This window comes from Flavobacterium sp. KACC 22758 (assembly GCF_028736135.1).
GTDB classification, from domain to species: Bacteria; Bacteroidota; Bacteroidia; order Flavobacteriales; family Flavobacteriaceae; genus Flavobacterium; species Flavobacterium johnsoniae.
The window spans coordinates 1,550,313-1,571,395 of sequence record NZ_CP117878.1 but is presented as its reverse complement, the minus strand read 5'-3'; the positions used below and the strand labels follow the sequence as shown (position 1 = coordinate 1,571,395).

At 32.2% G+C, this 21,083-nt stretch carries 25 protein-coding genes; 17 read left to right on the top strand and 8 right to left on the bottom strand.

What is annotated here, in order from left to right:
* Positions 1-115: 115 nt before the first annotated feature.
* Together pyrF and PQ462_RS06695 are read right to left on the bottom strand one after the other, a co-directional pair.
* Positions 116-943, bottom strand: coding sequence for an orotidine-5'-phosphate decarboxylase (gene pyrF, locus PQ462_RS06700; protein ID WP_274252843.1), 828 nt, complete (start codon positions 941-943; stop codon positions 116-118).
* 112 nt (positions 944-1,055) lie between these two features.
* On the bottom strand, positions 1,056-3,239 hold the full coding sequence (locus tag PQ462_RS06695; protein WP_274252842.1) for a DUF5723 family protein: 2,184 nt from the start codon (positions 3,237-3,239) through the stop codon (positions 1,056-1,058).
* Positions 3,240-3,399: 160 nt separating this feature from the next.
* Here PQ462_RS06695 and PQ462_RS06690 point away from each other — a divergent pair, with 160 nt between their 5' ends.
* From PQ462_RS06690 to PQ462_RS06640, 11 genes are all read left to right on the top strand, one after another.
* On the top strand, positions 3,400-3,873 hold the full coding sequence (locus PQ462_RS06690; RefSeq protein ID WP_121361819.1) for a Dps family protein: 474 nt from the start codon (positions 3,400-3,402) through the stop codon (positions 3,871-3,873).
* Positions 3,874-3,983: 110 nt separating this feature from the next.
* A complete protein-coding gene (locus PQ462_RS06685; protein WP_012024385.1) occupies positions 3,984-4,169 on the top strand; it encodes a CsbD family protein in 186 nt (61 codons plus the stop codon).
* Positions 4,170-4,331: 162 nt separating this feature from the next.
* Positions 4,332-4,883, top strand: a complete 552-nt coding sequence (locus tag PQ462_RS06680; RefSeq protein WP_012024384.1) for a helix-turn-helix domain-containing protein — start codon at positions 4,332-4,334, stop codon at positions 4,881-4,883.
* A 21-nt stretch (positions 4,884-4,904) separates the two neighbouring features.
* On the top strand, positions 4,905-5,354 hold the full coding sequence (locus PQ462_RS06675; RefSeq protein WP_012024383.1) for a response regulator: 450 nt from the start codon (positions 4,905-4,907) through the stop codon (positions 5,352-5,354).
* A gap of 16 nt (positions 5,355-5,370) precedes the next feature.
* On the top strand, positions 5,371-7,155 hold the full coding sequence (locus PQ462_RS06670; protein ID WP_012024382.1) for a sensor histidine kinase: 1,785 nt from the start codon (positions 5,371-5,373) through the stop codon (positions 7,153-7,155).
* A gap of 143 nt (positions 7,156-7,298) precedes the next feature.
* Positions 7,299-7,874, top strand: coding sequence for a DUF4142 domain-containing protein (locus PQ462_RS06665; RefSeq protein WP_012024381.1), 576 nt, complete (start codon positions 7,299-7,301; stop codon positions 7,872-7,874).
* 48 nt (positions 7,875-7,922) lie between these two features.
* Entirely contained in the window at positions 7,923-8,570 is a 648-nt protein-coding gene (locus PQ462_RS06660; protein WP_274252841.1) for a porin family protein, read from the top strand.
* Positions 8,571-8,606: 36 nt separating this feature from the next.
* Positions 8,607-8,759 (top strand): lmo0937 family membrane protein, encoded by a 153-nt coding sequence (locus PQ462_RS06655; protein WP_111365189.1) that lies wholly within the window; start codon positions 8,607-8,609, stop codon positions 8,757-8,759.
* A gap of 52 nt (positions 8,760-8,811) precedes the next feature.
* Complete coding sequence (locus PQ462_RS06650) at positions 8,812-9,096, top strand: YtxH domain-containing protein (RefSeq protein ID WP_012024379.1); 285 nt, start codon at positions 8,812-8,814, stop codon at positions 9,094-9,096.
* A gap of 39 nt (positions 9,097-9,135) precedes the next feature.
* Positions 9,136-9,489, top strand: coding sequence for a hypothetical protein (locus tag PQ462_RS06645; protein ID WP_274252840.1), 354 nt, complete (start codon positions 9,136-9,138; stop codon positions 9,487-9,489).
* Positions 9,490-9,528: 39 nt separating this feature from the next.
* Positions 9,529-9,915 carry a hypothetical protein gene (locus PQ462_RS06640; protein ID WP_012024377.1) on the top strand — a complete coding sequence of 129 codons (387 nt, stop codon included), beginning with the start codon at positions 9,529-9,531 and terminating at the stop codon, positions 9,913-9,915.
* A gap of 408 nt (positions 9,916-10,323) precedes the next feature.
* On the opposite strand, the gene PQ462_RS06635 is transcribed toward PQ462_RS06640, so the two are convergent.
* Together PQ462_RS06635 and prfA are read right to left on the bottom strand one after the other, a co-directional pair.
* Positions 10,324-11,655 (bottom strand): DUF5723 family protein, encoded by a 1,332-nt coding sequence (locus PQ462_RS06635; RefSeq protein WP_274252839.1) that lies wholly within the window; start codon positions 11,653-11,655, stop codon positions 10,324-10,326.
* 351 nt (positions 11,656-12,006) lie between these two features.
* On the bottom strand, positions 12,007-13,083 hold the full coding sequence (prfA, locus tag PQ462_RS06630; protein WP_073409594.1) for a peptide chain release factor 1: 1,077 nt from the start codon (positions 13,081-13,083) through the stop codon (positions 12,007-12,009).
* Between the two features lie 383 nt (positions 13,084-13,466).
* On the opposite strand from prfA, the gene PQ462_RS06625 reads away from it, so the two are divergent.
* The 3 genes from PQ462_RS06625 (at position 13,467) to PQ462_RS06615 (ending at position 15,526) form a co-directional block, all read left to right on the top strand.
* A complete protein-coding gene (locus tag PQ462_RS06625) occupies positions 13,467-13,940 on the top strand; it encodes a hypothetical protein (protein ID WP_274252838.1) in 474 nt (157 codons plus the stop codon).
* A gap of 203 nt (positions 13,941-14,143) precedes the next feature.
* A complete protein-coding gene (locus tag PQ462_RS06620) occupies positions 14,144-14,884 on the top strand; it encodes a hypothetical protein (RefSeq protein ID WP_274252837.1) in 741 nt (246 codons plus the stop codon).
* 162 nt (positions 14,885-15,046) lie between these two features.
* Positions 15,047-15,526 carry a hypothetical protein gene (locus PQ462_RS06615; protein WP_274252836.1) on the top strand — a complete coding sequence of 160 codons (480 nt, stop codon included), beginning with the start codon at positions 15,047-15,049 and terminating at the stop codon, positions 15,524-15,526.
* Positions 15,527-15,899: 373 nt separating this feature from the next.
* Here the strand turns inward: PQ462_RS06615 and PQ462_RS06610 are convergent, their stop codons facing one another.
* Both PQ462_RS06610 and PQ462_RS06605 read right to left on the bottom strand, forming a co-directional pair.
* On the bottom strand, positions 15,900-17,309 hold the full coding sequence (locus PQ462_RS06610; RefSeq protein ID WP_274252835.1) for a cyclodeaminase/cyclohydrolase family protein: 1,410 nt from the start codon (positions 17,307-17,309) through the stop codon (positions 15,900-15,902).
* 127 nt (positions 17,310-17,436) lie between these two features.
* Complete coding sequence (locus PQ462_RS06605; RefSeq protein ID WP_274252834.1) at positions 17,437-17,772, bottom strand: hypothetical protein; 336 nt, start codon at positions 17,770-17,772, stop codon at positions 17,437-17,439.
* A 105-nt stretch (positions 17,773-17,877) separates the two neighbouring features.
* Between PQ462_RS06605 and PQ462_RS06600 the strand changes: the two genes are divergently transcribed.
* The 3 genes from PQ462_RS06600 (at position 17,878) to PQ462_RS06590 (ending at position 19,205) form a co-directional block, all read left to right on the top strand.
* On the top strand, positions 17,878-18,114 hold the full coding sequence (locus PQ462_RS06600; protein WP_274252833.1) for a helix-turn-helix domain-containing protein: 237 nt from the start codon (positions 17,878-17,880) through the stop codon (positions 18,112-18,114).
* Positions 18,115-18,136: 22 nt separating this feature from the next.
* Positions 18,137-18,610, top strand: coding sequence for a hypothetical protein (locus PQ462_RS06595; RefSeq protein ID WP_274252832.1), 474 nt, complete (start codon positions 18,137-18,139; stop codon positions 18,608-18,610).
* Between the two features lie 151 nt (positions 18,611-18,761).
* On the top strand, positions 18,762-19,205 hold the full coding sequence (locus PQ462_RS06590) for a hypothetical protein (protein ID WP_274252831.1): 444 nt from the start codon (positions 18,762-18,764) through the stop codon (positions 19,203-19,205).
* A gap of 129 nt (positions 19,206-19,334) precedes the next feature.
* Here the strand turns inward: PQ462_RS06590 and PQ462_RS06585 are convergent, their stop codons facing one another.
* Together PQ462_RS06585 and PQ462_RS06580 are read right to left on the bottom strand one after the other, a co-directional pair.
* The gene (locus tag PQ462_RS06585) at positions 19,335-20,126 is read right to left on the bottom strand and encodes a DUF5995 family protein (RefSeq protein ID WP_274252830.1); all 792 of its coding nucleotides are present in this window, start codon (positions 20,124-20,126) and stop codon (positions 19,335-19,337) included.
* A gap of 171 nt (positions 20,127-20,297) precedes the next feature.
* Positions 20,298-20,678, bottom strand: coding sequence for a GreA/GreB family elongation factor (locus PQ462_RS06580; protein ID WP_274252829.1), 381 nt, complete (start codon positions 20,676-20,678; stop codon positions 20,298-20,300).
* Between the last annotated feature and the right edge of the window lie 405 nt (positions 20,679-21,083).

The window sequence follows — 21,083 nt, the reverse complement described above, 5'->3', positions numbered from 1 at the left end:
CCGCAAAGTTCGCAAAGGTTTTTCGCAAAGGCACGCAAAGAAAATAACTCTGCGTTCATGGCGTAAATCTTAGCGAACTTTGCGGTTAAATTATGTTCAAAGTAAACTTGAAACTTTAAACCTGAAACTTTAAACCAATAATCTCAGCCATTTCCTGCTGTACTTTCAAAGCTTCTTCCCTAGCCTTTTCAGCAAAGTCAGTACCTTTTGAAGCGTAGATAATAGCTCTCGCAGAATTTACTAAAAGTCCAATTTTATCATTCATTCCATATTTGCATACTTCAGACAAACTTCCGCCCTGAGCGCCAATTCCCGGAACTAATAAAAAACTGTCCGGAACAATTTTTCTTATGTCAGCAAAATATTCTGCTTTTGTAGCACCCACTACATACATTAAATTTTGGCTGTTTTTCCAAGTTTTAGAAGTTTCCAAAACTTGTTTGTATAATTCTGTTCCGTTTGTATTTAAAGTCTGAAAATCGAAAGCGCCTTCGTTAGAAGTCAGTGCCAACATTATGGTATGTTTGTTTTCGAAAGCAAGAAAAGGTTCAACAGAATCTTTTCCCATATAAGGAGCAACGGTTACACTGTCAAAATTTAAATCTTCAAAAAAAGCTTTTGCATACATACTTGAAGTATTTCCAATATCACCGCGTTTTGCATCGGCAATCGTAAAAATATCAGGATAATTTTCGTTGATGTAATTGATCGTTTTTTGCAGAGACATCCATCCTTTTATTCCATAAGCTTCAAAGAAAGCTGTATTAGGTTTGTAGCCAACTGTTAAATCGTGAGTAGCATCGATTATAGCTTTGTTGAATTCGAAAATAGGATCTTCGGTTTCTAATAAATGGGCTGGAATTTTGCTTAAATCAGGATCTAAGCCAACGCATAAAAATGATTTTTTTTGAAGAATTTGTTCGTGTAGTTGTTGTGTTGTCATATTATTTTTTTAGAACTTCTGTTTCAAAGAAATAATTCTTTTTAAAAAGTATGCAAAAATAAAAAAAGCCACTCAATTAAGAATGGCTTTTTGGGTATATATTATGTACAGATTATAAATTGCCTAAATAAACAATTTCTGTTCTTCTGTTTTCTGCTCTGCCAGAAGCTGTTTTATTTGATTTTACTGGTTTTGAAGCTCCGTAACCTTTTGAAGTTAAGTTAGCAGGATTTACTCCTTTTTCTATTAAAAGATCCATTACTACTTTTGCTCTCTGCTCAGACAATTTCTGGTTTACTTTTGCATTACCTACATTATCTGTGTGTCCGTTAATAGCAAATTTAGCATTTGGATAGTTTTTCAGGATTTCTTTAATAGCGTCTAATCTTCCAGACGTTTCTCCCATTTTAGCATCGCTCAAAGTCGCTTTTCCTGTTGTAAAGAAAATTGATTTTGCTTCCATTTTCAATTGTGCCAATGTTTCTTTGGTAACTTTAGGACAGCCTTTATTATCTGCTGGTCCGTATACTAATGGGCAGTCATCATCTTTGTCTAAAACACCATCTTTATCAGCATCTAAACTCGGACAGCCTTTGTTTTCTGCCAATCCTGCTTCATTAGGGCATGCATCATCTTTGTCTAAAATTCCGTCGCCGTCTGTATCAGGCCATGGACATCCTTTATTTTCTACAGGACCTGCAACGGCCGGACATGCATCTACATTGTCTAATAAACTATCTCCGTCAGAATCTTTCCACGGACATCCTTTGTTTTCTTTTGGACCTGCTGCATCCGGGCAAGCATCGTCTTTGTCAAAAACACCGTCTTTATCAGTATCCGGCCAAGGGCATCCATTATTTTCTACAGGACCCGCAACTTTTCTACAAGCATCTTGTTTGTCAATTACCCCGTCTCCGTCTGTATCTTTAAATTGTTTTTCGTAAACCGGAATTTTCATTCCTAAGTGAAAATCTGCTCCTTTTGAATCTTTAGAAGCTAAATTGCTCAAAATAGATCCAGAACCAATGAAGAAGACTCCAGCACGTAAACCTGCTCCTGCCTGCATACCGCTGTATTCCATGTACGTCACCGGTACATAAAAACTAAACCATCTGCTTTCGTAACGAGGCGTTAAGGTAACTCTGTCTGCAATTCCGTATGAATTTAATTTATTTTCAGATACCATGCTGATATCTCCGTTAAGATTCAAATAGAATTTATTGTGCATATTCCAGTCAACATCAGCATGAATAGCTGTTGGCAAGTTTGTTTTTACACCTTTTGAGCTTGAAACTTTAGTGTAATGATCGTTTAAGAATTCATATAAATCATCAGCATCATCAATCATTTGCTGCGTAACAACTCCATTTACATTATAAGTATCAATTTTTGAGTTCTTGTAGTTGATAGAACCAATATCAGTTACAGATAACCCGAAACGTAATTTGTATTTGTTTAGATCTCTAAAGTTGTTATCTGCAGGTTTTGCATTTCTAACATCATACTTTTCGTAATCTGGTCTCCATTCATAAACCAAACCAAAATCAAAACCAAATCCGCGTGAAGCTGCATCAAAATCATAATCTTCATTATTTTCCCAATCCTGGCTTCCTCCTACCGAAATTTCTCCAGTTGAAATTAAAGATCCTGCTTTAGGATTTGCCTTATTTTCAAGATAAGCCACACTTACATTATTTCCTTTAACATAAGCATTTGCGCCGCCCTGAAGATATTTTGCAGTTAAACCTCCTTTTAAAAAATGCTGGTTGTTTTGGTATAGAACTGCTGCATAAGAAATACCAACTTCTCCCCACGCATTTGCTGCTGCGTTTGGACTTCCTAAATTGTAATTAAAGTTACTCGACTGGTCTAAACCGTCTTTTACCTGATCTACAAGAAACCCGTTAAGTTTGTTTACATTAGCAATTGATCTTGCTCTTGTAAATACTGCCAAAGTGTGTTTTGGCGCAATGTTAAACATAAACGACGGTCCCATAATATCAAAATTTACCAGACCGTTGTTAGCATTCTTTGGACTCATTTTTGACTGCGTGTCAAAATCATATCCGTCTTTGTAAACATCAAAAAGTTTTACACCGTATAAATCGTTCTGAACAGAACCACTTATAGAAAACAAATTAATATCTGTTTTAAAACGAGAATCGGCAATAGAAGCCGGGTTAAAAAGTACACTCTGAACTCCTGCGTAATTGTCATGAAAATATCCCATATAGGATTGTGCATCGGCTTGTAAAGAGGTAATAAATAAGAATAAAATAAGTAATTGTTTTTTCATTAAAATTTGAGTTTTGAGTTTGAACTGGCGGCAAAACTACAATATTGAAATCATTAAACTTTACGGAAACATAGAATTGATGTAACATCTTTCAAAAATTGTGTAAGAAAAAAACTTTTTTGTATTTATAATTTTGATATGAACCCAAAAAAACACAATTATGACTCCAAATATCGGAATATCTGCCGCTAACTTAAAAAAGAGTTCTGCCATATTAGCCACTATTTTATCTAACGAAATGACACTTTATGTAAAAACGAGAAAGTTTCACTGGAATATTTCCGGAAACAGCTTTATGGAATTACATAAATTGTTTGAAGATCAATACCGAATTTTAGAAGCAAATATTGATGAAGTTGCCGAAAGAATCAGCCAGCTTGGCGAAAAAACTATTGGCACAATGAAAGAGTTTATCGAAAATTCGACTCTTAAAGAATCTCCAAAAGAATATGCTTCACAAAAACATATGCTGGAAGAACTTTTAAAAAACCACGAGCAGCTGGTTACTGAATTTAGAGACTATATTCCGGTTTTTGAAAATGAAACAAACGATGCAGGTTCTGCTGATTTTGTTACGGGTTTATTACAGGAACACGAAAAAATGGCATGGGTTTTACGCCGTTATCAGGTATAAAAAATAACAAAATGTGAATTATGCAGCGTTAGTGAAAATTGATGTAAAACGTAATCAAAATACAAATTGCAATTTTACATTATTATTAATAACAAACAAAAAACACGATCATGAATACTACAGAGATAAAAGGAAACTGGAATGAGTTAAAAGGAAAACTTAAGCAAAAATATGCTGAACTGACAGATGATGATTTAATGTTTGCTGAAGGAAAAGAAGACGAAATGTACGGAAGACTTCAGCAAAAACTGGGAAAAACGAAAGAGGAATTTCATCAGATTCTATCAGATTTGTAGTTCTTATGACTCAATCAGGGAAATACCGTCTAGTAACAAAATATTAGACGGTATTTTTTTGAAAAAATAAGTATTTTCTATTCTGTTTAACATATATTTTAAAAACATTAAACGCGGTAACCACAAATAAATTAATTATCTTTAACCAAAATTTTCTATAAAATGAAACTATTTATAAAGTTTGACATTAACACCATTTGCTCACTTTATCTAAAACAAAATCTGGAACAAAATAATATAAATTTTACCAGTCTGGGTTTTGGAGAAATTGAAATTGATGATAATATTGATGCTGAAGCACTCGAAACTTTAAAAAATAATCTAAGTCCCTGTGGATTTGAAATAGTTGAAAATCAGAAAAGTGTATTAGTTCAAAAAATAAAAGACGCCATAATCGAACTTGTTTTTATGGAAGACAGCAACAATTACAAAAGTTCTGTATTTCTTGCCGAAAAACTAAACCATAGTTATGGTTATTTATCGAATGTGTTTTCAGAAGTTACCTATTCTTCCATCGAAAATTTCATCATTTTACAGAAAATCGAGAGAGCAAAACAATTAATTATTATCAACGAAATGAGTTTAACTGAAATCGCATTCTTACTAAATTATTCTAGTGTTGCACATTTAAGTACACAATTTAAAAATACGACCGGAATCACGCCGTCGGCATTTCAGAGAATAATTAAGAAACGAAGAGAAAATTTAAAATAAAAACCCAAATACCACACTAAAATGCAAAAAAACGCATTAAATATATTACTGGCTGATGATGATGAAGACGATCGTCTTTTTTTTAAGGATGCTTTTGAAGAAATTAAAATACAAACCAACGTAGAATTTGTTCACGATGGAATGCAGTTAATGGATCATTTAATGAATTCTGACAATAAACTGCCGGATATTTTGTTTCTGGATTTAAATATGCCAAAGAAAACCGGTAAAGAATGTTTAATTGAAATAAAAAAAACGGAGCATCTTAAAAATATAATTATTGCAATTTACTCTACTTCTTCATCTGAGGAAGATATTGAAGACACCTTTATTCAGGGAGCTAATATTTATATCAAAAAGCCAAGCGATTTTAATACGCTTAAAAAAATAATTAATGAAGTCGTGACCGTAAACTGGCACTATCACACTTCTGGTTTAAACCGTGATAATTTCTTGCTCCGACTAAAATAAAAATAATAGTATACCAATGAAATGGATACCAAATTTTAATTCTTCAAACTCTTTGAGAGTTATTTTTGTAATCGCAGTTTTCATTCTGTTATTTCTTTCTTCTATTGCCTATAAACATAATCAGGACTTGAACGAATCGAGTAAGCTGGTTATGCATACTTACGAAATAAACATTCAGCTCGAACGTTTAATGTCGGCAATAAAAGATGCTGAAACCGGTCAGAGAGGTTATATTATTACACGAAACGCACGTTTTTTAACTCCGTATATTTATTCGAGAGACAAAGTAAATACGTCGTTTATAACATTAAAAAAACTAACTGCTGACAATCCCGTACAGCAGGAAAATCTTCGAAAGTTATTTAAACTCATTATCCAGCGTTTTGTTTCTTTTGAAAATTGCCTAAAATACAGCGATCCCAAAACATATGATAAACGAAAACTAGACAATCATATGTTTGGGGGACGAATTTTGATGGAAAACATTCGTTTTAAAGTAGACGAAATGAACGATATCGAAAAAACGTATCTTAAAAACAGGCTTAAAATTTATGATGACGAAATTTCATTAAGTCCGTTATTTTCGATTTCCTTATTCTTAACCGCATTATTTTTTATTTTACTGGCTTACAGACAAATCAGTAAAGATTTCCAGCGTTTAAAAGTCTTCAATAAAAAACTTTTAATTTCAAACGGATTAATTGCCGAATCGGAAGCGATTGGTAAATTCAGTACCTGGCAATGGGATTTAGACGCCAATAAAATCGATTATTCAGACAATCAATTTCGTTTACTGGGTCATGAACCGGGAGCATTTGTTCCTGTAAAAGAAACTTTTTTAGATTTTGTTCATCCGGATGATAAAGAAACAGTTTCAAATTCCATTGAAGGAATAATCAATAACAGACAGCTTCCGTTTGTGTATTATAAAATACTGCTTCCTAATCATCAAATCAGATATTTTAAATCAACAGGGAAATTATTGACAGATCAGCAGGGAAGTAAAATTTTACTGGGAATCAATTTTGATATTACTGATGAACATTTGTTGAATATCGAATTGCAGGAACGTAATAAAGAACTTGAAAAAAGCAATAAAGAACTGGCTTCTTTTAACCACGTTGCGAGTCATGATTTACAGGAACCGCTTAGAAAAATTCAGACTTTTATTTCAAGAGTTTCTGATGCCGATAAAGCAGTTATGTCACAAAGTGCAAGAGATTACATTTCAAAAATTGAAGTTTCGGCAAAAAGAATGCGTGTGCTGATTGATGATTTACTTTTGTTTTCGAGAACCAATACCACGAAAAAGGAATTCATTAAAACCAATTTAAATGAATTACTGGAAAATGCAGAATCTGAACTAACAGAAATTATCGAAGAAAAAAGCGCCGTAATCATGGCAACAAAACTTCCTAAGCTTTCGGTTATTCCGTATCAAATAGAACAGCTTTTCATCAACCTGATTGGAAATTCATTAAAATACAGCAAACCTAATACTATACCTGCCATTTCTATTGACAGTGTAAAAGTAAATGCCGAAGATTATCCGGAAATTTTAGACCAGAATATTAAGAAGTTTCATAAAATAACTTTTACAGACAACGGAATGGGATTTGATCCTCAGTTTAAGGAAACGATCTTTATTTTGTTTCAGCGTCTGCATTCTAAAACTGATTATCCGGGAACCGGAATTGGACTGGCGATTTGTAAGAAAATCGTAGACAACCATAAAGGCTATATTATGGCCGATAGTGAACCGGAAAAAGGATCGGTTTTTACCATATTTCTTCCTGATTAAACTGCGGAAAGCCCTTAAAACACTACATCTTAAAACGTTATATAAATTCTTTATGGGAATTATATAACGTTTCTTTTTTATGCTGTAAAGCAAAATGTTTCATTCGTTAGCATCTTTGTAATGTAATACTTTATGAAGTAATAATGAAAGCAAGACCCGTACTAAAAGTAATCTTCAAAGTACTCTTTTTATTAATTATAATTTGTGTTTCATCATGCAAAAAAAATAATTCGATAGAAAATACATTTAAGAAAAACGAAGCTTTTACAAAAAATGAAGAAGAAGAAACAATAGCCTTCTTTTTTATTGAAACGGCAAATATTGGAAAAACTATTATTTCAAAAAGTCAAATTGCACAACAAAAAAGTTCAGAAAATTCAATAGTGATTTTAGGTAAAAAAATCGAAAACAATCAAAATCGCCTGCTGCAGGAAATAACAGAATTAGCAAACAAAAAACTGCTTATCATTTCTGAAATAAATGCATCACACAGAAGAGATACTTACGAATTGATTACCGCTAATTCGTCAAATTTTGATCGGGTTTATTTGAATTCAATGAAAAAATGCCTCGAAGAGCAGATTAAGTTATTAGAAAACGTTTCGAAAGAAACCAACGATAAAATAATTTTAAAATTAGTATTGAAGTATTTACCTGAACAGTTTGATTTACTAAGGGAAACCGAAGCACAAATCAAAAATAAAATTAAAAAAAATTAAAAAAGAGAATTATTTAAAAGCCCAGATTACTAACTAAATTATTTTATTATGAAAATGCAAACAAATTTTTTATGCGCCTTAACACTTTTTATCTCAGCTTCATTTGGAATGCTGCACGCTCAGGACAATAATGTAAATACCGAGTTTGGTGTAAAAGGAGGATTTAATATGTCTAATCTATACGGAAGCGGTGATGATGTAGATGACAATAATATCTTATACGGATTTAATGCCGGTGTTTATGCAACATTACCAATTTCTGATTTTGTTGCCATTCAGCCAGAGGTTTTATTTACAACAAAAGGTGCTGAATTTGAATACAACAATGCTTTTGCAAGCGGATCGACTAAATTCAAATTAAATTACATCGAAGTTCCTCTTTTAGTAAGAGTTAACATTACTAAAAACTTTAATATTCATGCCGGTGGATATGCTTCTTACCTGGTAAGCTCTAAAGTAACCGGAGACGGTGATGTTAGTTTTGATCAGGAAATTGACAGAGACGATCTTAACAAATTTGATGCTGGTATTGCTGCCGGTGTAGGTGTAGATTTTGACCCAATAAGCATTGGAGTACGTTATAACTACGGTCTTACTACTGTTGGAAAAGAAAGAACTGTTTTAGGAACTACTTATACTGTTCCAGATGCAAAAAACAGCAACTTGTCAATATACCTTTCGTATAAGCTAAACTAAAAAAAACTGAATTACTAACCCACTAAATAAAAAACCATGTCAAACTTATTGTATACCATCGCAGTGATACTTGTTATTCTGTGGGCTCTTGGATTCTTTGTTTACAGTTTTGGAAGTATTATTCACATTCTGCTGGTAATTGCCATAATTGCAGTATTACTAAGACTAATCAAAGGACGAGAAGTTTAAAAAATCGAATCAACATTAAATAAATATATTAATCTATTAAAAATCAAATATTATGAAAGCATCTAGCACAATTTTAGGTTTTGCAGCAGCGGCTGCAGCAGGAGCATTATTAGGAGTATTATTCGCACCAGATAAAGGTTCAAACACAAGAAAAAAAATCAAAGATAAATCGAAAGATTACGGAGATAATATCAAAACTAAATTTGATGGTATTGTAAGCACAATCACTTCAAATGGTAAAGAAATCATCGAAGAAGGAAAAGCAAAATTCAATCAGGTAAAAGATGATTTCAATACAGTTAAAGATGAAGCTAAAACTGTAAAATCGAACTACTAAAATACAAAGTGATTTTTTCAAACCATAAATACCAATATCATGGAACCAAATGCAACAACAAACGAGAATTTGAATCTTTATGAAAAAGCTGAAAACTATACAAAAACAAGTTTAGAATTACTAAAACTTAAAACCGTATGTTCAGTTGCTGATGGTGTATCATCATTAGCATCAAAGGTAGCAGTCGGTATTGTTGTTGCATTTTTTACCTTATTCCTTAATATTGGTTTAAGTTTATGGATAGGGAAAGAACTGGGAGAATATTATTTCGGCTTTTTTATCATGGCGCTTTTCTATTTAATTGTTGCCATTATAGTGCACAAATCGCATCACAGGCTTATAAAAACTCCTATTGGAAATTCGATTATATCGAGCATTCTAAAAGAAAAATAAAAACTGATTTAAAACCAATTAATAACTAACCAGACTATTATGGAGCCTATTTACACTATTGATGAATTAAATCAGAGAATAAAACTGTTAGAAGACCGCCAGGATACAGAATGGTGCGCGATTAAAGACCATATAGACGATCTTAAAGAGAATTTAAAGCCTATTAACCTAATCAGGAATACGGTTGAAGAAATCAACGAAACTGTTGGTTTTAAAAGCCACCTGGCACAATCTGCCATTAGTATTGCCATTGGTTATGTTGCCAAACGATTTATTGTGGGTAAAGGCGATTCGATGTTTAAAGGAATCTTAGGATCAATCGTACAGCTTATTGTTACCAATATGGTTTCAAAACCAAGCGAATCTTCAAATGATGCTTCTGAAGATGAAGAAGAATCATTACAATATGAACCATCTAGAGAGTAATTGTTAAACTTAAATTTTACATCATGGAAAAATTAAGCCACATAGTATTAAAAAACGGTGTGTACATGTACTCTAATCTATATAAATGTTTCGAATACACACGAGTATTTTTCGGTATCTAACTCGTTTATACGTTTCTGATTTAACAAACGATTAAACAGTTAATACTTCATTATATTTTAAGGTTCTGAGGGCTAAGATGCTAAGCTACTAAGTTACTAAGGTTCTTAGATGCAGAGTTTCTAAGTAAAATCTCAAACCAAAAAGAGATTGTTTCGCACAAGTGAAACAATCTCTTTTTTTTTTAGGTTCTGAGGTTCTAAGGTTCTGAGGGACTAAGTTTTTATTTTAGACTTATAGTTACTTAATCCCTCAGAACCTTAGAACCTCAGTACCTTTAAAAAAAACCTATCTGTAATCCTGATAAATAGGAAGTTTTAAACCTACGTAAATATTACAAGCTTTAGATTTGTTTGAAAATAAATTCGAAACAAGAGACCCTGAACCAATAAACAACGGGCCAGCTCTAAAGCCTGTTCCTACCTGAGTACCGCTGTATTCCATATACGTTACCGGAATATAAAAACTAAATTGTCTTGTTTCATATCTGGGCGTAAAAGTAACCGAATTAGCAATGGCAGTTCCGTTGACTTTTTTAGCATCAACCAAACTAAAGTCTGTGCTTAGATTTAAATAAAACTTTTGGTCAATATTCCAGTCAAAATTAGTGTGCAGAGCCGTTGGTAAATTTGCTTTCACTCCTTTTCTTGATGAAATTTTAGTGTAATTAGAATCAAAGAATTCGAAAATATCATCGGCATCATCTATATCCGCCTGACTTACGCTTCCGGTTAAGTTATAAGTGTTTTCAGTAAGATCTTTATAATTGATTTTTCCAATATCGGTTACCGATGCCGCAACTTTAAATTTATATCGGTTTCCCATACAAGTATGACAATTGGTACGATATTCATAAGTAAAACCCAAATCGACACCCACACCAGCCGATGTCATATCAAACTTAGGATCTTTTCCGTTTTCATAATCATAACTTGCAGCCGTTTTCAGCGTTCCAGTCGAAGTGTACTGACTCAAAGCTGGATCAGCATTATTTTTGGTAAAAGCCACGCTTAAATCACTTCCGTTAATATAACCGTTTACTCCTGCCATTACATACTTTACCGTAATACCGCCTTTAATAAAATGATCGTCGCGGTCTAACAATACCGTTCCGTAGCTCGCGCCAATTTCTGCCCAGGAATTGGTTATACCATTTGGATTTCCGCCCGAAAATAAAAAACTGTTTGAAACATCTGTTTCTTTATTTACCTCATCAATAAGTTCTCCGTTTACCCCAACAAGATTGGTTATGCTTCGCACGCGCGAATAAAGCCCAATACTATGCTCCGGCGTAATATTCAGCATAAACGAAGGACCTAGAATATCGACATTAAAATTTCCTCTGTTGTTTGATTTAAAGTTTTTACTGGCATCTTTTGCCAGATCGTAACTGCCGTCTAAAGCGTCCATGATATTTACGCCGTATAAATCGTTTTGAAGTGTACCGCTTGCCGAAAAAACGGTAACGTCAGCTCTGTACTTAGAATCTACAATTGACGACGGATTAAACAAAACGCCTTGTATTCCGGCATAATTATCATCCCGAAACCCAAAGTAGGACTGACCCTGACAGTAAAAAAAGCTCCCAAAAAGGATGCATAAAAGTAAAGTTCTCTTCATAAAATAGTTTGAATTGGTTGATTAGCATATTTGTCTTTTCCTGATTAAGACACACAAATATGAGGTAAAAAAAGCCAATAAAAAACTTATTTTTTGTGAGATACCAAAACCATAAAACACTGAAATTCTAATCTTTACCAACAGTATTATAAATCCTACTCCGCAAGATTATTATTGTAGTATTGGTCTTAATTTAGCGTTATTATTTTAAAAAGAACCTGTAAAACTCTCACTTTTACAGATATTAAATTTTCATTAAAAAAAAGCCGAACAAATGTCCGGCTTTAAATATAATTTATGTTCAAAGAAAAATCTTAGAACCTTAGCATCTTAGTATCTCAGAACCTCAGATTAATACACTTCCGAAGCTTCCTTCAATTTCTCCATGTTATTAACCAGCTGAAGTTCAGAAACGATTTTCTGAATATCACCGTTCATGATGTTTCCTAAATCGTAAAGCGTTAAACCAACACGGTGATCCGTTACACGGCCTTGTGCATAGTTGTACGTACGAATTTTAGCCGAACGGTCTCCAGAACTTACCTGAGAACTACGTTTTTTAGCATCTTCTTCCTGCTTTTTAGCCAATTCCATTTCGTATAAACGAGAACGCAATACCATTAAAGCTTTATCTTTATTCTTGTGCTGTGATTTCTCATCCTGACACTGCGCAACTAATCCAGTTGGAATGTGCGTTAAACGTACAGCCGATTTCGTTGTATTTACCGACTGTCCTCCAGGTCCAGACGAACAGAAGAAATCTACACGAACATCGTTCATATCTACCTGAACATCAAACTCCTCAGCTTCTGGCAAAACCATAACCGTTGCAGCCGATGTATGTACACGTCCCTGAGTTTCTGTTTGCGGAACACGCTGTACACGGTGAACACCTGCTTCAAATTTCAGAGTTCCGTAAACATCTTCTCCTGTAACTTCAAAAATAACCTCTTTGAAACCTCCAGAAGTTCCTTCGTTCATATCAACAACAGAGGTTCTCCATCCCATTGTTTCGCAGTATTTTGTATACATTCTAAACAAGTCACCAGCAAAAATACTCGCTTCGTCCCCACCCGTTCCGGCGCGGATCTCCACCATAACGTTTTTCGCATCTTCTGGATCTTTAGGAATCAGCATAAATTTGATTTCCTCCTCCAGTTCCGGCAAACGTTCTTTTGCTTCATCCAACTGCATTTTGGCCATTTCTACCATTTCAGCATCGCTTCCGTCAGCAATGATTTCGTTTGCTTCGTCGATGTTTGCTAAAACTATAATGTATTCTTCTCTCTTTTCAACAAGCGCTTTTATGCCTTTATATTCCTGGTTAAGCGACTTGTAACGTTTTTGATCAGAAATAACATCCGGCTGAATAATCAAATCCGAAATCTCATCGAAACGCTGCTTTACATATTGAAGTCTATCTAACATTTTCTAATTCCTTTTATTGGACGGCAAAATTACAAAATTTTTGTGGAAAATTCTAGTGGTTATTTTTTAGGTAAATTACGTTCAATATTTAGTGGAATTGTAATGATTTTTAGAAGCTGTTTCCTGCTATCCGCTTGTATCTTTTTCTGGGAAAAGAAGCCAGTAAAAGGATACCGCTTCTATCAGGGCTAGGACTTTTGGAGTTTTAATTTGCTTTTATGGATTTCCTTAAAATTGTTGAAGTGAAAGGTTTTATTTTTGGTAAAACTAATTTCAATAAAATCAGGTGTTTTTACTTGGTTGTTAATTTAAAATAAAGACGATGTTTGTTTTTATATAAAACTAGCTCATTTCAGTATTTACCAAATAAAAGAAAAAATATAATGGCAAAAATAATATTAATTCGAGGCGAAAGAAATTCAGGAAAAACTACAACTACAGGATTGGTTTATAGTGAATTATTAAAAATTTCTGAAATAAAGCATAAATTCAACAATAAAGACGTCACCAAAAACAGTTTAACTTATGACAATGAAACTGGAGATTTAATTGATTTTAATGCTGTCATAAAAATCAAAGGAAAAACCATAGGAATAGTTAGCGCGGGTGACGTAGCTGAAGATTTGAAAGCACAATTAAGCATTTTTATTCAAATTAACATTGATATTATTATATGTTGTGCGAGAAGTAGAAATGTTGATGGTTCCAGCTATAAAATGATAATAACGAATTTTGCTAAACAAAATCCAATTTTGAAAGAAGTTTGGTCAAAATTTAGTCCTAAAAAAGAAGAAAAAAAAACTGTAAAAAAACAAACAATTGAAGAAATAATAAATCTTGTGACTAGTAATATTTAACAGAATGGAAAAATATTCAATTGGCAATATATTGGAAACTCTTTAACCAAGATCGCGCGGATATATCTTCACGTTCGATAGCGCGGATTTGCAATCCTTGCCCGCAACAATGAGACAAGATATTTTATATTTTAAAAAAGGTGAGTTAATCTTAACTGAATTAGGAAACATTTTTATTACAGCTTGTAACGGAAAAATAAATTATGAAACAAATCCCATATCAATTCGACAATATTAATTTAGAGATTGTACCTCAAGAAATTTGGTCAAATCCTATGAATGTTTTTCACGGTACAACGACATATCACTCAAATAGTATTGAGAAAAATGGTTTTAAATCTAACTGGGCTCCTTATAATGTTGAACACGTTAAAATTCTTGTGGAAACATTAAAAAGTACTGATTTTGAAAAATATGATTTAAAAAAAGGCTTTCTTGATTGGACAACTGCATATGGAATTGAGCACTATTTAGATGCATTAGAAAAGAAAGAGTTTAGAATAAGTTTCACACCATTAAGTTTAGCAAGTGCACAATATACATTGTCAAAAACTAAGGGAGGTCAAGCTTTTATGGCCATACGGGAAGCAAAAGAAATTATTGATTTGGCTTTAACCAAAAATGAATCATTAAAAGATAAAATTCCCAACGAAGTAGTAGAGCTCTTTAATGAAATTAAAGAAATTGACAATTCAAATGGTATTGTTTATATTGTCCAGCTTCCAAAAGATTTAAATGGAATTGAGTGTAGTATAAATAATGTCATTCATTCTAATGTAGAAATATCTAAAGGTCAAATAATTGGAAAAGTTTTAATTCCAAATTTGCTAAAAGAATTTGAAACAGATAAAGATTTAATCGATAATAAAATAAAATCTAAACTACATACCAACGGTGGTTTAGCAATACAAATATTACGTAATGAAGAAAAGGAAGATAATTAGCGAAAAATCTATATGATACTAATTTTAAAACAATTATAAAATAATTTTAGATTACTAAGTTTTACAAGTGTGTGTGTTTAATATTACTTGCTTTGAGATTTTTTTCTTATTGGGTAAAAATAAATTTGAAAAATAGGAGCAAAAATAACAAGATCTTAAATTATGAAAAACTTATTACTTTTCTTTTTCATTATAACAACTGCTAATATTTTTAGTCAAAATTTAAAAAATGACAGTTTAAATAAAAACGTCATTGAAACATACAAAAAACATCTTGATAGCATTCGACATGAAAATAATTCAGATTATAATTATTTTATATCTCCTGAAGAATTGGATAGTATTGTAAATAAAAATAAATATTATCCAAATTATTCTGAACAGCAATATCAGCATTCATTATATCTTAGCATTTCCATATTAATTTTTGGGGGAATAATAATTGGAGGGATTTTTTATATTTTGATAAAGCAGAAAAAAGGCTGGGGACCAAATACAGTACAAATTGTAAGCATTACCCTTTTAATTGTCGCTGGATTATTTTTAATTACCGCAGGTTATTCTCAACAACAAATCACACCAATAGTAGGTTTATTAGGCACAATTTCAGGTTATTTACTAGGCAAAAGCAGTAAAGGTTAAGAAAGACAAAATTATTCCTTTTACAAAAAATATCATAATTTACAAGTTACCCCCGATAGCGCGCATTTGCAATCCGTGCCCGCAACAGCAAGACACAATACAAATAATTTAAAAAACTAATCTTTGTGGGCACGGATTGCAAATCCGCGCTATCGGGTATCGGGGTATTAGAAAAAGTTTTTTCGATGATACAGATGAAAGTCTTTTTACAGAGGGTTCCGTTGATTTACCTTTTTTAAATCCAAATAATTTTAGTAATTTATGAAGTCTCCTAACTTCGTACCCAATCAATATTCAAGAATAAAAATTTCATGAATACAAGAAATTGTTCACTGTCGCGAACATTTTTATTTGCTCAGGGAATTAATAAAATTTAATATTTAACCAAATTCAATTGCTCTAATCTAATAGCCATAGCTTGAACAGAGACATTGAATCTTTCTGATAATGATTGAAAGCGACGACCATTATAAGATTCCGTTAAAGCTAATTTTCTTGAAAGCTCTCGAAGATTTTTACATTCCTTTTTTAAAGATAATATATCTCTTCTAATTAAATTAAACGAAGTCTCTTCATTAATAGTAAAATTCAAACTTTCAAATCGCAATGCAAATTGTTTAATAACATCTTTTTGGGGCATCAGGAAATAAGTAGCTCCTTTATCTGCAACTTTCTCATCGAAAGGACGTAGATGATATGTATCATTATCTAATGGTAGATCTCGATGTTGTACCTTTTGATCATGAAACAATGCATGTGCTAATTCATGTGCTCCTGTAAACCTTTGAATGGGTAATGAAAATTTGTTTGAAACAACTACCAATCTATTTGCTTGATTAATTAAACCAGCAATCTCAATAATATTTCCTTTATCATCAGGCACAGCAAATTCTTCTCTAACAACATAATCATAGCAAAGTACATCTTTAAAAATCTTCTGAGGATCAAGGATTTCCCAAGGCTCTTTTGGAGCATTCTTCCAAATACTATCTTTATATTTCCAAACGAGATTTTGGAAATCAGTTATACCTTTCTCAATTTCAAAATCTGTAGGTTTTTTATTTAGCTTGAGCTTATCTAATAAATCATTCAACTCAAGGTAAAAAGGAGCTTTTGCATCAAATTCTCTTTGAAGAACAGTAATTTTAGAAGTTGCAAGTAAATTGTAGTTTGCATAATCTATATCTAACTCTTGTAATTTTAAACGTATCTCTTCACAATATCGAAAATCGTCACTTCCAAATTGCAGAAGATTTAAACGAATAATAGATAAAGAACCCGCTAATGCTGCAACAGCGCCACTAAAAGCCACATGCGAGTCTCCTCTGGCACTTTTAAATGCATTATCAAATACATAATTTGCAATTTCACATAATTCAATTGATAACTTACATATTTCTAAAGGAATTGCAATAGCAACTTTCATTTGTTCTAAAGCTTCTCTCCTTAATTGATTTTTATATACGGGATCTACTTCCTGATTACGTAATTTTCTAAGCTCAATTGCTCTATCAAATTCTAATGCGTCTTTAATAAATAACTCGCTTAATTGAGGAAATATTCTATTTTCTATATCATCCAAATATTGCAGTAATGTTGGCAAAACACTACTATAACTTTTCTGTAAATTGGGTCTATTTGTAATTCCTATTACAGTTATTAATAATTTCGAAGCAATCATTGCTTGAAAAGCTGCCGCACTTCCAGAACCTGGCTTATGTTTTCCTGCACCAAACTTATCCAACAATTCTAAAGTCGGTATATCTAATAAAGCTTTTTCCATATTAATGTATTAATTCACAAAAATACGAAAACCCTTTCTTCATTATATATTCACCAACACTTTAATCGTTAAACAACATAAATAATCGTTAAAATGCCAAAATTAACAATAATACATATTAAAAATGTTAATTATAAAAACAAACCTTATAAACCTCATCCAACAACTCCATTTCATCTTCTGGCAATAACTGCAAGGCAATTTCAAGCAAAGTCATTACATTGACATTATTGTCTTTTGTAAAACTCGACAAACCGTTTGCATCAGGATTAAGCAAAATAAGACTTGCTTTTAACAAATCTGAAACCATTAGATTTACTTCGTTATAAGAAGATACTTTTAGCGGTATTGTATATGAGTTGGTTTCTTTTGGTTCTGGTTGTAGTTTGGTGAAATATCTTCCTTTATTTATTAATTCTAATAATTCTTGAGCTCTTTCTTTATTTTGCATTTCTATTTTCATATAAGATTTGATTTACAATTTTAAACAAATATATAAATTTCGGTTGAAAACAATCGATTTTTAACAATCATATCAAAACAATCTATTACTTGTAATTTCATTTCTATGAAAAGAGAAAGAAAAAGCGAAATTCCTGAGGTTGTAAAAGAACTAGGAATTAAGATAAAAGATGTGATTAACAGCAATGATTTAAAACCAAGAGAAGTTGCTCATGATGCTGAAATGGATGTGGAGAACTTAAGAAAATATATAAAAGGTTCGCAGGAAATGAAAGTAAGCACTTTGTTTAAAATTGCGCAAGCTTTAAAAATTCATCCAAGTGAATTGATTAAGGATTTGTAAAAAAGCATCTTATCAAGATTATATGAATTTAGAAAAGAAAATTGATTCAATAAAAAAAATCATTAATGACAACGGAGATATCGACGGGGATTATTGGTATTACGAAGGTGACGAATCAATCCATCAAATTCTTGATACTTTTAACGAAAAAGAATGGTTAAGTTTTATAGAAGAATTAAATAATTTTACGGATGATGAACGTTATCAATTCTGTTGTACCTTATTGAATTATGATAATAATAGAATTGTAAAAATTGTTGACATTTACGAAATCTTCTTTACTCAATATTTATTATTACCACTTGAAGATGCATCTTGGATTATGCAAGATATCATGTATGTAGAAAATATACGTCAGCCAAATCTTGACTTGCTAAAAAAATTACGCCAAAAAGTAGAAACAATAAGAAACTTTAAAAATACAGATTGGGAAGAAAATACTTTTTTGTGGGCAGAAAATATAATTGACAAAGTTATTGAAAAACATCTTCATTAGTTTTCCTACCCCGATAGCGCGGATTTGCAATCCGTGCCTGCAACAGTGAGACACAATACAAGTATTTTAAAAAAGCCAATCTTTGCGGGCACGGATTGCAAATCCGCGCTATCGAGTATTGAGTACTATACAAATTTAAACTAAAATATAAATGACCAAATCAAAATTTAAGCTATTAATACTCATCACAATAGTTTTATTTTTTTCTTATAAGATAATTTCTTTTTTTTCTACCTTTCACTTTTATGCAGCAGGAACATATCCCTATGCAGAAACCTATTATCTTGAATATCCTGAAAAGAAAATCCTTGATGCGCTGGAAAAAATGCATCTTCAAAATACTGACTTAAAAGACAAAGACACCACAGACTTTTGGCACGACATTTATTTTAATCTGGATGGTAAAAGAATAAAAGCCTGGACAAGACCATCTGGCAATAATGGAACCTCTTTAGGTTTTGTAGCAGTATACAAAAACAGAGAAACACAATGGCAGTTAGTCAATCAGGATTTAGGTTTGTTTCAAAATGTAATGGTGAAAAGAGAATTTGAAAAGGAAATAATCGAAAAACTCAAAATTGAATTAGAAAAATAAAACCTTAATCATACCTGCAAATTTAGCGGATTAAATAAAAAAGCTAAAAGGAGTATTTATTGCATGCATATAACCTGAAAGCACAGATTTACAAATCTGCGCTTTCAAATATCATTTTTTTTTTCAAAATCACGCCGCCACACACTCCACATTATTTTGTTCGGCAATCTGCATATCGATTATTTTTTGAGCGATCGTTCCTCTTTCGAATAAACGGATGAATTTAAAAACAGCGCTCACAAAATATCCGGGGTTTGAGACTAATCGGGCGATTTCTGTAATTCTTTGGTCTCTCAGCTGTATGCAGGCTTCTCTTTCATTTTCGGGAACAGCTACAAATTCATTGGCAAATTTCCAGGCTCCGTTTCTTGCCGTTTCCATACTGAAATCAATAAAAAAAGTATCTATTTTGCCTGTAAATTTTAATATCCACGTAAGTGTCGGCCAAATTTTGATTAAGCATTTTTCGACACCGCCAACCAAATTGCTCAAAATGGCATTTATTTTATCAAAGTCGGCTTGTAAATCCTTGATATCTTCAACTGTGCAAATTTCTGCCGAGGCAATTCCCAAGTCAAGGTTAATATGAGCATTCATTCCCAGAAGTAAATGCTGTAACACTATGGGCCAAAATTTATCGGCTTGTTCAAAGGCAAATCCCCAGCATTCTGATGGTTTTTCTTTGGCCTGATATTCATAATAGGCTTTTAGATATCTGTTGGCAAAAATAACGTCGAGTTTTTCCATTCGGTCGCCATTTTGAAAAGAACCATTTTGTATGCCTTCTTTTACTCTTACAGTAACTTCTCTGTACAGAATAGCAAATAAACCTAAATTGCTTTGGTCTATTTTTGATTTTTCTATTATTTCATCTAATAACAGAATTACTTCGTTTATGTTTCCAGCTTGTTTCATACTCATTTATAATTGGTTATGGTTAAATTGAGAAGAACGAATTTAATTATTTTAAGCTTTCGACGAACGTTTTTTGAAGTAATTATCTTATTTTTCTTTTGGTTTCTGCATAAAAAAATCCCAAAAGAAAAACTCTTTTGGGATTGTTACTAAACTCAAATCGAAAACACTAAAATATTATGCCTCTGCTTCTACTTTTAAAATTTCTAATTTCAAATGACCATTTTTAGCCGGCCATTCTATAAGATCTCCTACTTTGTAACCAACCATTGCAATACCTTCGTCTGAAAGAACCGAAATTTTGTTTTTGCTCACTTTTACTTTTTCGGGACCAACCAAAAGAATTGTTTTTTCCTGGTTAGTATTATGGTCTTTGTAAGTTACTTTTCGGTTTATCGAAACAACATCTTCGGGAAGGTTTTTTCTCAATACCTGCGTTGCATGTTTTAGTTCGCTCAATAAAAGTTCTTCTTCCTGCGGTGTTACTTTTTTTCTTCTTACGTGGTCTTTAATTAAATCGTAGGTTCCTGTTGTTAAAATGATATTATTTTGTGACATTACTTTCTTTTTTCTTCACTTTTCATTGCGTATGATAAACAACTCTTCATTGAATATCCAGCTCGATTCAATTCAATGATATCATATCCTGAATGAAAATTGAGGTTAAATAAAAACGAACTATAAAAAGGATCCCTGCTTAGAGTTGCAGCAGGGCACAAGTAATAAACTCTTTTGAGCTTTTTAAGAAAGTATCGTCATGCAAATACAATAATGTGTACATTAAGCACATCAAACCGCTGTTTAGTAAATAAAAATTGGCCGTTACCATTATTGTATAACATTTGAAGTTAAACGTGCAATCTACGGCTTTTCTGTCAAAAAACCAGCTCTTTTAGAGAACTTTAAGATTCTGAGTTTTGTAAATGAAATACAATCCGTTATATGCAACCGGCATTAAATCAC

Coding starts and splice junctions, on each gene's coding strand:
- PQ462_RS06610 (WP_274252835.1), bottom strand. CDS start 17,309: ATGGAAAAAGCTTTATTAGATATACCGACTTTAGAATTGTTGGATAAG.
- PQ462_RS06680 (WP_012024384.1), top strand. CDS start 4,332: ATGAAACTATTTATAAAGTTTGACATTAACACCATTTGCTCACTTTAT.
- PQ462_RS06635 (WP_274252839.1), bottom strand. CDS start 11,655: ATGAAGAGAACTTTACTTTTATGCATCCTTTTTGGGAGCTTTTTTTAC.
- pyrF (WP_274252843.1), bottom strand. CDS start 943: ATGACAACACAACAACTACACGAACAAATTCTTCAAAAAAAATCATTT.
- PQ462_RS06620 (WP_274252837.1), top strand. CDS start 14,144: ATGAAACAAATCCCATATCAATTCGACAATATTAATTTAGAGATTGTA.
- PQ462_RS06670 (WP_012024382.1), top strand. CDS start 5,371: ATGAAATGGATACCAAATTTTAATTCTTCAAACTCTTTGAGAGTTATT.
- PQ462_RS06590 (WP_274252831.1), top strand. CDS start 18,762: ATGACCAAATCAAAATTTAAGCTATTAATACTCATCACAATAGTTTTA.
- PQ462_RS06640 (WP_012024377.1), top strand. CDS start 9,529: ATGGAGCCTATTTACACTATTGATGAATTAAATCAGAGAATAAAACTG.
- prfA (WP_073409594.1), bottom strand. CDS start 13,083: ATGTTAGATAGACTTCAATATGTAAAGCAGCGTTTCGATGAGATTTCG.
- PQ462_RS06675 (WP_012024383.1), top strand. CDS start 4,905: ATGCAAAAAAACGCATTAAATATATTACTGGCTGATGATGATGAAGAC.
- PQ462_RS06655 (WP_111365189.1), top strand. CDS start 8,607: ATGTCAAACTTATTGTATACCATCGCAGTGATACTTGTTATTCTGTGG.
- PQ462_RS06685 (WP_012024385.1), top strand. CDS start 3,984: ATGAATACTACAGAGATAAAAGGAAACTGGAATGAGTTAAAAGGAAAA.
- PQ462_RS06625 (WP_274252838.1), top strand. CDS start 13,467: ATGGCAAAAATAATATTAATTCGAGGCGAAAGAAATTCAGGAAAAACT.
- PQ462_RS06585 (WP_274252830.1), bottom strand. CDS start 20,126: ATGAGTATGAAACAAGCTGGAAACATAAACGAAGTAATTCTGTTATTA.
- PQ462_RS06695 (WP_274252842.1), bottom strand. CDS start 3,239: ATGAAAAAACAATTACTTATTTTATTCTTATTTATTACCTCTTTACAA.
- PQ462_RS06665 (WP_012024381.1), top strand. CDS start 7,299: ATGAAAGCAAGACCCGTACTAAAAGTAATCTTCAAAGTACTCTTTTTA.
- PQ462_RS06615 (WP_274252836.1), top strand. CDS start 15,047: ATGAAAAACTTATTACTTTTCTTTTTCATTATAACAACTGCTAATATT.
- PQ462_RS06690 (WP_121361819.1), top strand. CDS start 3,400: ATGACTCCAAATATCGGAATATCTGCCGCTAACTTAAAAAAGAGTTCT.
- PQ462_RS06645 (WP_274252840.1), top strand. CDS start 9,136: ATGGAACCAAATGCAACAACAAACGAGAATTTGAATCTTTATGAAAAA.
- PQ462_RS06605 (WP_274252834.1), bottom strand. CDS start 17,772: ATGAAAATAGAAATGCAAAATAAAGAAAGAGCTCAAGAATTATTAGAA.
- PQ462_RS06660 (WP_274252841.1), top strand. CDS start 7,923: ATGAAAATGCAAACAAATTTTTTATGCGCCTTAACACTTTTTATCTCA.
- PQ462_RS06595 (WP_274252832.1), top strand. CDS start 18,137: ATGAATTTAGAAAAGAAAATTGATTCAATAAAAAAAATCATTAATGAC.
- PQ462_RS06650 (WP_012024379.1), top strand. CDS start 8,812: ATGAAAGCATCTAGCACAATTTTAGGTTTTGCAGCAGCGGCTGCAGCA.
- PQ462_RS06600 (WP_274252833.1), top strand. CDS start 17,878: ATGAAAAGAGAAAGAAAAAGCGAAATTCCTGAGGTTGTAAAAGAACTA.
- PQ462_RS06580 (WP_274252829.1), bottom strand. CDS start 20,678: ATGTCACAAAATAATATCATTTTAACAACAGGAACCTACGATTTAATT.